Here is a 13,018-nt window from a genome sequence, read left to right as displayed (position 1 = left end):
GAAGACGTCTTTCATAGGCGTTCCGCCTCGGTCTATTCGACTTCGGACGCGCGAGCACGGCGAGCAGATCGCCGCCGTTCTCCTCGGAGGACCTTCATAGGTCCTCCGGATCAGATCGAATTGGCGCTCATCTCAGCCCCACTTCATCTCGCCCTTCGCGACCTTCGAGCCGATGTCGAGGGCGACGCCCATGCCGAGGCCTGGGAAGCGGGCCTCCATCGCGCTCTTCAGCGCCGCGGCGTCCGCGGCCTTGGCGAGTTCCTGCTCGAAGGCCAGAAGATAGGTCTTGGTGTATTCGACAGCGGAGATGTCGACCGGCGACTCAGGCGTCATGTGCCCCGGCACGACGACGGTCGGCTTGCGCGCTGCGATCTTGTCGAGATTGGCAATCCAGGCCGCGCGTGATTCCCTGGTCGGGGTGTCGGCGGTCCAAACATGAACGCCGGCGAAGACCAGGACGCCGCCAAACACCGCGTTCAGCGAGGGCGCCCAGAGATAGCGGCGATTAGCGAGGCCCTCGGCGGCGACGAACTCCACCGTCTCACCATCCACAGTCAGTGACGGACCGTCAAACGCATCGGGCAGGACGATGTCGGCCAGCGTCTGCGGACCGTTCTCCTTCAGTTGGGGTCCCCATACATCGAGCTTCTTCTTGACCGACGCCTTGATCGCGGCAACCGTGTCCGAGGCGGCGACGACCTTGGCCTCGGGGAATGCCTCACGCACCGGCTTCAGGCCGAAATAGTAGTCCGGGTCCGACTGGCTGACATAGATCGTGGTCAGTTTCTTGCCGCTGGCCTTGATCTCTTCGGCCAGCGCGCGGCCGTCCGGATAGGTGAAGCCGCCGTCGATCAGCAGCGCCTCGGTGGCGCCGGAAAGCAGGACGGGGGCGCGGAAAAAACCGTTTGGGCCGGCCGGGAAATGCTTCCAGGCAAGTCCGGTTCCAGCCGCACGGCCGATATCGGCAGGGGCGAAGACGGCAGCGGCGCTGATGGCAAATGTGGTTTTCATGACTTGTCTCCTCGTAAGCATGTGGGTGTCCTCTCGGATTGGATGGCGCTGAAGCCGGGCTGCGCGCGAAATTGAGATTAGGTCGGCCGGGTCCAGCCGCCGGATAAATTCAGGAAGCTCAGATCGGGCCGAGTGATCGTGGTGTGGACGATACCGTTCTCGCAGTCCCCGACATAGGCCCACGGTCGTCCCTGCAGCCTCGGTCCAGACCATGAACACCCCCGGCCGAACTCCCAGCGCCCGGTTGCGGGCGGCCTCCGCCTTGGCGAACTTGGCCGCCTCCGGAGGCAAGCGCATGAAGGTGCCTCGGCATCGAACTGCAGCTGGAAGGCGAGGTCGTCGAAGTGAGCCTCGTAGACGTGGCCCATTGCGGGAAAGGCCTCGATCGTCACTCTGCTTTTCCTCCTGCGCGGACCCGGTTGCCCGACGCACAGAAGGATGGACCGTTTCGATTGGACGATAAATATCGATGAATTTGATTCAATGTGAGGTATAAGCGCACAATCGGAGCAGGCGAGCATGGAAGCGATCAACCTCAACAGACTGGCGTACTTCGCGGCCGTGGTGGACATGGGCTCGTTCACTCGCGCGGCCGATCGGCTAGGCGTCAACAAGACAGTCGTCAGCCAACAGGTTGCGCGGCTTGAAGCGGAATTGAAGACAAGCCTGCTGCTGCGCACGACGCGCAGGGTCGAGCCGACCGAGGCAGGCCGGCAGCTTCACGCGCGATGCGTGATGATCCTGAGCGAGGCAGAAGAGGCCTTCGCCGAACTTGCCCAGACCAATGCTCAGCCGTTGGGCGTACTGCGGATCACCGCGTCCAACGATTACGGCGCGATCACCGTCGCGCCACTGGCAGCCGAGTTCTGTCGAATCTATCCGGCATGCCGGGTCGATCTCATCCTCTCGGACGCCAGGATGGATCTGGTCGCCAACCAGATCGACCTTTCGATTCGCGTAGGTTGGCTCACCGACTCCAGCCTGCAGGCGCGCCGGATCAGCTCATTCCGGCAATTTCTGGTCGCCGCGCCCGACATAGCCGGAGACTTGTCCCCGAGCCAGCCCGAGGAACTGTCCGGCCTCCCCTTTGTCGCGAATGTCGCGCTGAAGGAGCCGCTGGTGTGGCGGTTTACCCGGGGGGATCATGAACTGCGGACAGTCCGCATGAAGCCCGGCATGACGATCAACAGCACCCCGGCCGTGCTGGAGGCAACCCTAGCGGGCGCCGGTATGTCGATCCTTCCCGATTTTCTTGTCGGCGATCATGTGGCGGCTGGCCGGCTGGTGCCGATTCTACCTGCCTGGACGCTGCCTACCGGCGGCATCCACGCCGTGTATCCGGCCGGCCGGTTCCGCCCGCCCAAGGTTGCACGGTTCGTCGAGATGCTTTCTCAGAACGGCGGGCAGCGGCCTCGAAACCTCTTCCGCAACGGCTGATGTCTGCTCGCGGGCGTCGTCTCGCCACCGTGTACAGCGAAGTCGCCCCGAGTTCCTCTTTCGAGAAAGTCCGTCCAACGCCCTGAGCGTGTTCCGACCAGCCGGTCGAACCGATCGGAAACTGATCTTTGGGCAGCAGAAATCTGACCGCCGGCTATATCAGCCGCTCGCGGCATTGCCCGAGCGTCTTCGCTCTGCGGATATCCGGGCGGAGGGCAGCCGCTCGTTCCGCCCGATTTTGCGAGATTATGGCGCAAGGGCATGCCCGATGCATCCGTCGCGGAGATGCAAGGCTAAGGTTCGCCGGTGAGACGCGCCGTGATCAACCGTGCTGCCTTGATTGCTGCCCTGCCCTGTGTGGCTGCGGTCGCGTCGTCGACGCGTGAGACGGGCGAAGCCACCGCCAAGGTGCCGATCGGCTGGCCGTCAGCGCCGAGGATCGCCGCGGCGATGCTGTGCACGCCTTCCTCATAGCCCTGTGCGCTGCGAGAGTAACCGCGCGTGGCGGCAAGCCGTATCGCCTCCACAACCTTGTCCGGCCGCGTCACCGTATGCCGGGTGAACACCTGCAGCGGCTTTTTGAAATAGGCGCCGACCACATCCGGGCTTGAAGCGGCCAGGAAGGCGACGCCGGACGCTGTGCCGTGCAGCGGCAGCACCTGGCCAACATCGACATTGACGCGGTTGGCCTTGGTGGAAAGCTCAACATGGACGGTCAGCAGCGCCCCGGCGCTGAATTCCGACAGATGCACGGTCTCGCCGGTTTCGAGCGAAAGCTCTCGCGCCACAGGCGCCGCGACGCGGACGAAGGGGAAATGTGCGTCGCGAATGCGGGCCAGCCGCGACAGGCCGGCGCCCAGCCGGTAGCGGCGACTCTTCGGCTCCTGCTCGATCAGCCGGTGGTTGGAAAGCGCTAGCAGCAGGCGCCTTGCGGTGGCTTTGTCGAGACCGGCCTTGCGGGCGAGGTCGGAGAGGCCGATCTCCGGTTCGCCGAGCGTGAACAGCTCCAGCAACGAAACCGCCTTGCCGACTGTGCTCATTATCGATTCTCCGAGATACTTCGCATGTGAATTAACTTGACAGCAGCCGACCCGCCTTGCAGTCTATAACATACAAAATGCTGGTTCAAATAGTGAACCAGATTGGAACGCGCGCGCGCCCCAAAATAATCGCGCGGCAGGGAGAGTTAAGCGCTGTGATGGCTGCCAGCAGAAGCGATTCGCATTCAACGACCATTGGTGAGCTGCTCGACCGCGAGCAGGCGCGCTTCAGTGACACGCATCCGCGCTCAGCGGCGGCCTGGGAAGAGGGCAAGCAGCGTTTCCTCTATGGCGGACCCTCGCACTGGATGCGGCGCTGGGCCGGCGGCTTCCCGGTTTATGCCGCGTCGGCCAGCGGCGCCCATATAAGAGACATCGACGGTCACGACTATGTCGACTTCGCCCTTGGCGACACTGGCGGCATGTGCGGCCACGCGCTGGAGGCGGTGACTTGCGCCGCACTGCGCCAGTTGCAGAACGGCACAACGATGATGCTGCCCACGGAGGACAGCCTGTGGGTTGGCACTGAGCTGCATCGTCGCTTCGGACTGCCCTACTGGACGCTGACCACCTCGGCCACCGACGCCAATCGCGGCGCCATCCGCATCGCCCGCATGATCACCGGCCGCGACAAGGTGCTGGTTTTTTCCGGCTGCTATCACGGCAGCGTCGAGGAAGCGCATGTCGAGATCCGCGACGGCCGTGTCGGCCTGCGCAACATGATCCATCCCAACGGTGTCGACCATTCGGCCGTATCGAGGGTGGTCGAGTTCAACGATGTCGCTGCGCTCGAAACGGCACTCTCGGCTGGCGACGTCGCCTGCGTGCTGACCGAGCCGCTGATGACCAATTTCGGCATGATCCCGGTCGCCGACGGCTTTCATGACGCCCTGCGCGAGATCACCCGCCGCACCGGCACGGTCTTGATCATTGACGAGACGCATACGATCTCCAGCGGACCCGGCGGTTATTCGTCCGAGCATGGGCTGGAGCCGGACATTCTGGTCGCCGGGAAGGCCATCGCCGGCGGCATTCCGGCCGGCATCTTCGGCGTCTCGCAGGCGATCGCCGAGCGGTTGTGGGCCATCGTGCCGATGGTCAATCCGCGCGTGCGCCAGTCGGCGCATCTCGGCATCGGCGGCACGCTGGCCGGCAACGCACTCACCGTAGCCACGATGCGCGCTGTGCTGGAAGAGGTGCTCACGCCCGCCAACTTCGAAATCATGATCGGCAGAGCCTCGCGGCTGGCGGAGATGGCACGTGGCATCATAAACGCCAATAAGCTGCCGTGGCATGTGACGCAGATCGGCGCCCGCGCCGAGATCATGTTCATGCCCGATCCGCCGCGGAACGGCGCCGACGTCATCGCCGGCCGGCGCGGCGATCTCGAGACGCTGCTGCACGCCTTCTACATGAACGAGGGCATATTGGTGACGCCCTTCCACACCATGTTCCTGATGTGTCCGGCGACGACCGAGGCCGATGTCGACCGCCACGCCGAGGTCTTCACCCGTTTCATTGATCTCGTGCGTGGCGCCGGAGTCGTCTGAGCGATGGCGAAACCATTCGATCTCAGCGGCAAGGTGGCGCTGGTGACCGGCGGCGGACGCGGCATCGGTGCTGCGATCGTCACCCGCTTCGCCGAGGCCGGTGCTAGTGTCGTCATCGCCAATCGAACGTTCGATATGGCAAAAGCGCTGGCCGCCGAATTGTCCGCCCGCAAGCTTGATGTGCGTGCGGTTCCGCTTGCTGGGCTCGACCGCGCCAGGCTGCACGCACTGGTCGGCGACATTGTACGTCAGGCGAGCCGGCTCGACATCGTCGTCCACAATGCCGGCGGCTGTCCCTGGGCCTCGATTGAGGATCTTGACGAGGACAAGCTCGATGAAGCGCTGGCGCTTAACCTCAAGCCTTGCTTCTGGCTGGCGCAGGCAGCAGTTCCGGTGATGCGCAAGAACGGCTTCGGCCGCATCCTTGTCACCTCTTCAGTGTCGGCGCGCTTGGCGATGGCCGGCGGCGCGCATTACTCGGCCGCCAAGGCCGGCGTCAACGCCTTCATTCGGGGTGCCGCCTTCGAATTCGCGCGCGACGGCATTACCGTCAACGGTGTCGAGCCGGGCTTCATAGCCAAGCCGGGTAGGGGCACGATGAGCGCGCCGGAAGTCGCCGGGCGCCTCGGCCAACACATACCCATTGGCCATCTCGGCGAGGCGGACGACATTGCCTATGCCATGCTCTACCTCGCCTCGGAGCAGGCCAAATACACCACCGGCCAGACGATCGTCGTCGACGGCGGCTCAACGCTGCCGGAAACCGGCTTCGCCGTCGAGCGCCATTGGGGGCTGACATGAGCCGATGCCTCGAAGGCCGCAAGGCGCTGATCACCGGTGCTGCCACCGGAATGGGCCGCGCCACTGCCGAATTGTTCGGCCGGCACGGCGCCGAAGTCATCGCCTTCGGCCTCGGCGGTGAGGGACTGGACGGCGCCGTCAAGGCGAGCGGCGGTGCCGCCGTGCTCGGCGACATCACCAGCGCAGACGATGTCGCACGTGCTATCGACGCCTGCGGCGGGTGTCTTGATATCGTCGTTAACGCTGCCGGAGTGATGATCCTCGACGAGCCGGAGAGCCTGAGCGATGAGACCTGGGCGCGCAGCTTTGCGGTCAATGTGACGGGCGCCATGATGGTCTGCCGCGCCGCACTGCCGCTCATGAAAAAGCGCGGCGGCGCGATCGTCAACATCGCCTCCGTCGGCGCCTTCAACGCCAGCGGCCAAAATGCCGCCTATTCGGCCAGCAAGGCGGCACTCGTCTCCTACACCCGCTCGCTCGCCTTTGCACATGGCCCCGACGGCATCCGCGCCAACGCGTTGGCGCCTGGCTGGGTGCGCACGCCGATGAGCGTCTACGAAATGGAAGTGGCGGCAGCGGCCAACGGCTCGACGCCCGACGAGGAGTTCACCGCGCTCACCGGCCGTATTGCGCTCAGGCGTGTCGCCGAACCGTCTGAGATCGCCAACTGCTGTCTGTTCCTGGCTTCCGATGCCGCCTCCTTCGTCACCGGTGCTGTGCTCGTCGCCGACGGCGGCGGCCGTGCACCAACGCAAAACAGGGCAGTGTGATGCGACCTGACCAGTGAGGCTTGTCACAGGCGAATGGCCAGGATACCGGCGCTCTGATAAGCGGCGCCACTTGTCTCACGCTGCTGCCTCTACCGACATTCAGATAGGGAAGACCGCGTTGATTTGCCCCGCCGCGCTTTTGGCTGCAATTCAGGCAGCCACGATGGCGCCAACGGTCGAACAGGCCAGGACTTGCTTTACACCCGCGTTCATAAACACCCAGAACGCGCGGCGATGGCAGGAATGGTCGATATGGTCGCGCGGATTGCCGTGCGAATACATGCACAACGCGCGTTTCGCTTTGCCTTCCGCGGTAATCGAGGCATCTGAACAGAAAGCATATCCGACAATATTGCCGCGGACTGCCTTCCGGACGCCCACATAGGTGAACAAGTACGCTCCCGTGGTGAACCCGACCCAAAGCGCTTCTCCCACTGGCGAAGAGACTGCACCATCAAGGTCCGGTGTCAAACACCCAGTTTCGAACCGGCTCTCAGACCGCCTGCTGCTGGAGCCGCATGTTCTCGCGGTACAGGCTGATGTGGTCCTTGAAAATACCGCCGACACAATCCTGGAAGGTCGGCAGCGTCGCGATGTCGATGGCGACGCCCTTGGCAAACCAGGCGATGATCTCGTCGGATTCCGTCATATACTGTCCCGGCGTTAGCTCGACAGTTGGAAAGCCGACCTTGGGCAGGTGCGCGGCGAGCTTCTCTGTGATCTGGCACTTCTCTTTGCTGCCCTGTTCGACCAGCCGGATGTCGACCTGGTCGAGCAGTCTCGCCTCAAGCAGGAACACGCGAACCTTCATGCAGAACGGGCAGCCATGGAGCAGGTAGACGATGGGCTTGAACACGGTATTGGTCATGGCAAATGCCTTTTGCCGGATGCACTGCGGGTTGGCCGTGGGGCGGCTATGCGCGCTCGAATATGCCGCCGCATGACCCCGTTCGGCCGCCGGCGTTGCAAGCGCACCGGCAGGCCGATATTCAGACATGCGGAATGATCAAGCCAAAACAGCGATTTCCGCTGCGAAGTCGCGATAGGAGCGCAGCGGGCGACCCAGCATGCCGGTCAATCGATCAACATCCCCTGCCTCAGGGACCATGCCAACCACAAGGAAGCGCTCGGCCATGAGACGCATGTCGAACGCCATCCAGCTCGGTGCGTAATTTCGGAGGTTTTGCTCGAACCCAGCGGTATCGTCGCCGCCATAGTGGATCGTCCGGCCAAGAACATTCGACCAGATGGCGGCGACATCGGCACCGGTCAGCGTGTCGGGACCAACGACATTGATCCGCTTGAGAGGAAGCGGCTCGCTTGCCTGCTCACGGCGAACCAGCTCGATGGCTGCGATCTCACCGAGATCGCGCGCGTCGACCATCGCGATGCCTTTGTCACCGATCGGCATCGGATAGACACCGTGACCGAGCACCACGTTCTTCACCGAATAGTCGTTGTTGATGAAGTATGCAGGCCGCAGGATGGTGGCGTTGAAGCCCAGCTGCTCCAGCATGCGTTCGACACTGAACTTACCGGCGAAATGCGGCACGTTCACGTAGATGTCGCTGTGAAGCACGGACAGATAGACGATCCGCTTGATCCCGGCCTCATGGGCCAGATTGAGGGCGATCAGCGCCTGGGTAAACTCGTCGGGCACCACGGCGTTGAGCAAGAACAGGGTGGACACGCCCGAGAAGGCCGTGCGCAGCGCATCGACGTCAAGCAGATCGCCTTCGGCGAGGGCAACGGCGGCTGGTAAATTGGCCTTCGAGGGATCGCGGACGAGCGCGCGCACATTAGCGCCGCGCTTGATGAGCTGATCGACGACATTGCGGCCGACGGTTCCGGTTGCACCGGTGACGAGGATAGTCATGTGGTCACTCCTGCTTTTATCAGATCGTTAGCGCTATTTAGGAGTCCACAAACGCACCGGAAGCTGCCATTTGTAGACACCCTGTCTCACTGGTGGAACACATGGACCTGCTCGCCCTAGCCGACTTCAATCTGGTTGCACGTCATGGTGGATTCGGGCGAGCCGCGCGCGCCACAGGGCGCCCCAAGGCGACGCTCTCGCGGCGCGCCGCAGAACTGGAGAATAGCTTGGGCCTACGCTTGTTCGAGCGCGGGGCGCGTGCCCTGAAGCTCACGCAGGAGGGAAAGGACCTGCATGAGCGAACCAGTCGCTTGCTGACGGAAGTGGAGGAGACGGCCGCAGCGATTGCGTCGGGAGACCGGGAACCGCGTGGAAATTTGCGGATCAGTGCACCGTTGCTCTTCTCTCAACTTGCGATGGGTAAGCTGGCGGCAGGCTTCTCGCTCAAATATCCCGACGTTATCCTTGAAGTCACGACCGAAGACCGTGCAGTCGACATGGTCGAAGAAGGGTATGACCTGGCCATTCGCGTCAATCCGCGTTCCGATGAAAGCCTGGTGGGACGGGTCTTCATGCGTGATCGGCTTGTGATCGTGGCGAGCCCGCAAGTGGCGAGACCGCGAGACGGAGACGCCGCTCCCGCTGTCGTGCGGAGCTCGGACAGAGGACTCTCGTTGTGGAATATCAAACCGGACACGGGGCCGACGACGATCGCGTTCACCCCGGTGCTCAGCCTGTCGTCGCTCATCATGGTTCGCGATGCGGTCGTCATGGGCGTGGGTGCGGCACGGTTGCCGGTATCGCTCGTGAGTCATGATCTGGCCGCCGGCACGTTGGTGCATTGGGGGGACGTGGATGGTCCGGATACGGCCCTGTGGACGCTCTACCCGTCGCGGCGCCTGTTGAATGCCCGCGTCTCCGCCTTTCTCGACCATCTGAGAGGAGCGTTCCCAAAAGGAACTCCCGACGAATTGGCAGCGTTCATTCGGATTTGAAGCCGCCACGGTTACCTTCTGTCGGCCAACGCCATCACCCACGTCGCGGGCCAGCTTGATCCAATAACGCAAGCGACGACCGCCAGAAGGTGGCTGCTGCAGTCCGATGAACTACAGCAGCCGACGCATCAGCCCGCAAGCCGCGGATAGTCCGTGTAGCCGGCCGCGCCACCGCCATAGAAGGTGGATGGATCGGGCTCGTTGACGGGCGCGCCCAATCGTAGACGCTCGACGAAGTCGGGATTGGCCAAAGCCCAACGGCCGATCGAGGTCATGTCTGCCTGGCCCGAGACGATGTCCTGGTCCAGGGCTTCGCGTGTGCGGCCAAGCCGCAGCACCATCAGGGTCGTGGGCCACGCACGGCGGATGTCGGCGAGGAACTCGTCGCCCCCGCCATACATCAGATGGAGATAGGCCAGTTTCAGTGGTGCCAGCGCGGCGACCAGTTCGCGATAGAGCGCAGGACTCTCCGGACCTTCATCAAGCCCGCCCAAAGGCAGGCCTGGCGAAAGGCGGATAGCGGTGCGATCGGCGCCGATCTCATCGGCGACAGCCTGCGCCACTTCGACAGCGAACCGAATGCGGTTAGCGATCGGCCCGCCATAGGCGTCGGTCCGGTGATTGGCGTTCGGCGCAAAGAACTGATGGACGATATAGCCGTTGGCGCCGTGAATCTCGACGCCGTCGGCGCCGGCATCGATAGCCAGCCGCGCGGCCCGCCGGAAGTCCTGCACCGTGGCGGCGACTTCCTCGGTCGTCAGCGCGCGCGGCTCGGGGATGGGCTGCATGCCGCTCGCAGTGAACATCTGCTCACCGGGCGCGACGGCCGATGGGGCGACGGGCTGACGGTGATGCGGCGTGTTGTCCGGGTGCGACATGCGGCCGACATGCATGAGCTGCAGGAAGATCTTCGCGCCTTTTGCGTGAACCGCATCGGTGACCTTGCGCCAGCCAGCGACATGTTCGGGTGCGTGGATCCCCGGCGTCGCGAAATAGCCCTGGCCATCGGCCGAGGGTTGCACACCCTCGGTTATCAGCAGGCCAAGGGAGGCGCGCTGGGCGTAGTATTCAGCGGCGTGCTCGCCCGGTACGCCGTTGAACTCGGCACGGCTGCGAGTCATCGGGGCCAAGGCCAGGCGGTGGGGCAGGTCCATTTGGCCCACGCGGACCGGACTCCAGATAGTCGTCATGATAAACTCCTTGAAAGTTGAAAAATTGGTGATCAGCGGGTGAAATCAGCGACGATCTTGCCGGGTGCGTGGCCGGTGCGATTGCGCTCGATTGCGGAAGCCAAATCATCGAAGCCCACCACGTCGGCGATCGTCGATCGCAGGGCGCCGACGGCGACCTGCTGGGCGATCGCGATCAGGCGCGCGGTATCAGGTTTGTTCGACAAAAAGACGCCGCGGCGGCCTGGCGGCGTACGTGATGCGAGGTCCGTGGCGGCGATGCTTACGAGAAGGCCATCGGGCGACAGGACTGCCCAGGAGCGGTTCACGACCTCACCGCCGACGAGGTCGACGACGAAATCGATGTCGCGCGCAAGCAGCTCGAAGTTCTGCTGCCGATAGTCGATCACCTCGTCCGCGCCGAGCGCCCGGACATGTGGCAGGCTATTGGTCGAGGCCGTGGCAAAGACCGTCGCTCCGGCCGCCTTGGCGAACTGGACGGCAAAGCCGCCCACGCCGCCGGCTGCGCCATGGATCAGCACCCGCCGTTCGGAGAGGTCGAAATCCGCCGCCTGAATGACATGCCAGGCTGTCATCGCCGCGACCGGAATGGCCGCCGCCTCAACGTCCGACAGGGCTGACGGAGTCAGGACGAGCTTCTCGGCGTTGATGACCAGATGGTCGGCGTAGGCTCCGACGCCACCGAGGGCGGCCATAACCCGATCCCCGGGCTTCACGCCTGTGACGCCGGGGCCGGTCCGAAGCACGACGCCGGCCATTTCGATGCCAAGCGTCGCGGGCAGGGTCAGCTTGAAGCGCTCGCGGAGGTAGCCTTCACGGATTTTCCAGTCGATACCGTTTACCGCGGCGGCCTTGACCGACACCAAGACCTCGCCCGGACCCGGCTCGGGCGCGGATACGCTATCGACTGTCAGGGATTCGGGGCCGCCATAGGCTTGAAGACGTAAGGCTCGGCCGGGGGCAAGCGGTTCGGATGTGGAGGCCCCGCGCTTGAGATCAGCGGATTGGATCATGTAGGTTCTCCTTCTTGGCAGAAGGTATGCGTCCGAAATCCGCGCCATAAGTCATCGAAATAAGACAGTCTGTCTCGCTGGAGAGACACCTAATGGGCTTCCGGCGTCTCCAATTTCGTATTTGTGGCCTTATCCGTACGGTGCTTTTCGGCCGGGCGAAAAAGCGGTCGGCCGACGGCGACCTTGTAGCGGCGCGTGATCGGGCTCGTCGATCATCAGCGCCAGGATCAGATGGGCCATGAGCCAGCTTCGGACGAGCCGCTCATCGCGTGCAGGAAGCTTATGGGTGCCCATGCCGCTCTTGAGCCGCTTGAAGGCGAGTTCTGCCAGTGTCTCGATCGAATACTAACCATAGCCTTCGGCCGGGTCCGCAGAGTGCACAGCCGCCGATCTCCATTGGCCGTCGGGCGCCCGTCCTCAGCCGGCGTGATATTCGAGCATGATGTCGATCAGCGCTCTGACTTTGCGTGGCGGGAAGTCGCCGGGAGGACGCACCACATAAAGCCCTGCCGCGACCACCGTGTGGTCGGCAAGCAGGGGGATGAGCGCACCGGAGGCGATGTGGGGCTCGATCAGGAAATCCGGCAGGGCCGCCACGCCGAGTCCGGCCAGCGCCGCCGAAAGCAGCGCTTCGCCGTTATCCGCCTTGAAACGACCGTGAGGATGGACCGCGATCGTTTTGCCTCCCTCGACGAACCGCCATGCTTCGGTCCCCTGCAACAGGCACTCGTGATCCGCGAGTTGGCCAAGCGTTTGCGGTGCCCCATGCCCGGCGACATAGGCGGGGCTGGCGACAAGCATGCCGGATATGGGCCGAATGCGTCTGGCGATCAGGCTCGAGTCAGGCAGAAATCCCGCCCTGATTCCCGCGTCGAAGCCCTCGGAAATCAGATCCACGAAACGATCGCTGTAGGCTGCATGAACATGCAGCAAGGGATGGCGTCGAGCGAGTTCGGCAAGAACCGGGGCGACAAGCCTCGGCCCGCCAGACAGGGGCGCGGCGATACGCAGCAGCCCGCGCACCGCGCCATCGGGTGCTATTGCATCCTGTGCCGCCTCGAACTCGCCGAGGATGCGAGTGGCGTGGTCGCGGAACGTCGCGCCGGCCTCCGTCAAGGCGGCGCCGCGAGTCGTGCGAGAGAGCAACTGGCTTCCGAGCGTTTCCTCCAGCCGAGCCAGTCGGCGGCTGACGACGGATTTTGCGACGCCCAGCCGCCGCGCGGCAGGCGATATGCCTCGCCCCTCCGCGATCTCCACGAAAGTCCTGACGTCCTCAATCTCCATAGCGTTCCGCTTTCAGCAACAATCAATCGCAAAACCGGAGGCTATCTTAAG

Annotated in this window: 13 protein-coding genes; 5 read left to right on the top strand and 8 right to left on the bottom strand. The window is 63.7% G+C overall.

Annotated features, from left to right (window positions below; translation table 11 throughout):
- Positions 1-132: 132 nt before the first annotated feature.
- Positions 133-1,032: an MBL fold metallo-hydrolase gene (locus tag NKH41_RS02060; protein WP_352685383.1), complete on the bottom strand. Its 900-nt coding sequence runs from the start codon at positions 1,030-1,032 to the stop codon at positions 133-135.
- 498 nt (positions 1,033-1,530) lie between these two features.
- Between NKH41_RS02060 and NKH41_RS02055 the strand changes: the two genes are divergently transcribed.
- Positions 1,531-2,448: a LysR family transcriptional regulator gene (locus tag NKH41_RS02055; RefSeq protein WP_352776991.1), complete on the top strand. Its 918-nt coding sequence runs from the start codon at positions 1,531-1,533 to the stop codon at positions 2,446-2,448.
- A gap of 293 nt (positions 2,449-2,741) precedes the next feature.
- Here the strand turns inward: NKH41_RS02055 and NKH41_RS02050 are convergent, their stop codons facing one another.
- The gene (locus NKH41_RS02050; RefSeq protein ID WP_352767263.1) at positions 2,742-3,488 is read right to left on the bottom strand and encodes an IclR family transcriptional regulator; all 747 of its coding nucleotides are present in this window, start codon (positions 3,486-3,488) and stop codon (positions 2,742-2,744) included.
- Between the two features lie 158 nt (positions 3,489-3,646).
- Between NKH41_RS02050 and NKH41_RS02045 the strand changes: the two genes are divergently transcribed.
- The 3 genes from NKH41_RS02045 to NKH41_RS02035 are packed head-to-tail and all read left to right on the top strand — an operon-like array spanning position 3,647 to position 6,609.
- On the top strand, positions 3,647-5,038 hold the full coding sequence (locus tag NKH41_RS02045) for a transaminase (RefSeq protein WP_352767265.1): 1,392 nt from the start codon (positions 3,647-3,649) through the stop codon (positions 5,036-5,038).
- Positions 5,039-5,041: 3 nt separating this feature from the next.
- Entirely contained in the window at positions 5,042-5,839 is a 798-nt protein-coding gene (locus tag NKH41_RS02040; RefSeq protein WP_352767266.1) for an SDR family oxidoreductase, read from the top strand.
- Positions 5,836-6,609 (top strand): SDR family NAD(P)-dependent oxidoreductase, encoded by a 774-nt coding sequence (locus NKH41_RS02035; RefSeq protein ID WP_352767268.1) that lies wholly within the window; start codon positions 5,836-5,838, stop codon positions 6,607-6,609. The genes NKH41_RS02040 and NKH41_RS02035 overlap by 4 nt, the downstream gene beginning before the upstream one ends.
- 150 nt (positions 6,610-6,759) lie before the next feature.
- Here the strand turns inward: NKH41_RS02035 and NKH41_RS02030 are convergent, their stop codons facing one another.
- The 3 genes from NKH41_RS02030 to NKH41_RS02020 all read right to left on the bottom strand — a co-directional run bounded on the left by NKH41_RS02030 (position 6,760) and on the right by NKH41_RS02020 (position 8,485).
- The gene (locus NKH41_RS02030; protein WP_352469668.1) at positions 6,760-7,002 is read right to left on the bottom strand and encodes a hypothetical protein; all 243 of its coding nucleotides are present in this window, start codon (positions 7,000-7,002) and stop codon (positions 6,760-6,762) included.
- A 100-nt stretch (positions 7,003-7,102) separates the two neighbouring features.
- Positions 7,103-7,477, bottom strand: a complete 375-nt coding sequence (locus NKH41_RS02025; protein ID WP_352767270.1) for a glutathione S-transferase N-terminal domain-containing protein — start codon at positions 7,475-7,477, stop codon at positions 7,103-7,105.
- A gap of 138 nt (positions 7,478-7,615) precedes the next feature.
- Entirely contained in the window at positions 7,616-8,485 is an 870-nt protein-coding gene (locus NKH41_RS02020) for an NmrA/HSCARG family protein (RefSeq protein WP_352931988.1), read from the bottom strand.
- Between the two features lie 101 nt (positions 8,486-8,586).
- Here NKH41_RS02020 and NKH41_RS02015 point away from each other — a divergent pair, with 101 nt between their 5' ends.
- Positions 8,587-9,480 (top strand): LysR family transcriptional regulator, encoded by an 894-nt coding sequence (locus NKH41_RS02015; RefSeq protein ID WP_352767274.1) that lies wholly within the window; start codon positions 8,587-8,589, stop codon positions 9,478-9,480.
- Between the two features lie 128 nt (positions 9,481-9,608).
- Here the strand turns inward: NKH41_RS02015 and NKH41_RS02010 are convergent, their stop codons facing one another.
- The 3 genes from NKH41_RS02010 to NKH41_RS02000 form a co-directional block, all read right to left on the bottom strand.
- A complete protein-coding gene (locus NKH41_RS02010; RefSeq protein WP_352469672.1) occupies positions 9,609-10,670 on the bottom strand; it encodes an alkene reductase in 1,062 nt (353 codons plus the stop codon).
- Positions 10,671-10,702: 32 nt separating this feature from the next.
- Positions 10,703-11,683, bottom strand: a complete 981-nt coding sequence (locus tag NKH41_RS02005; RefSeq protein ID WP_352767276.1) for an NADP-dependent oxidoreductase — start codon at positions 11,681-11,683, stop codon at positions 10,703-10,705.
- A 417-nt stretch (positions 11,684-12,100) separates the two neighbouring features.
- Complete coding sequence (locus tag NKH41_RS02000) at positions 12,101-12,967, bottom strand: LysR family transcriptional regulator (RefSeq protein ID WP_352539260.1); 867 nt, start codon at positions 12,965-12,967, stop codon at positions 12,101-12,103.
- Positions 12,968-13,018 lie beyond the last annotated feature (51 nt).

The organism is Mesorhizobium sp. M1169 (genome assembly GCF_040318345.1).
Taxonomy (GTDB): domain Bacteria; phylum Pseudomonadota; class Alphaproteobacteria; order Rhizobiales; family Rhizobiaceae; genus Mesorhizobium.
This window is presented reverse-complemented; position numbering and strand designations above follow the sequence as displayed.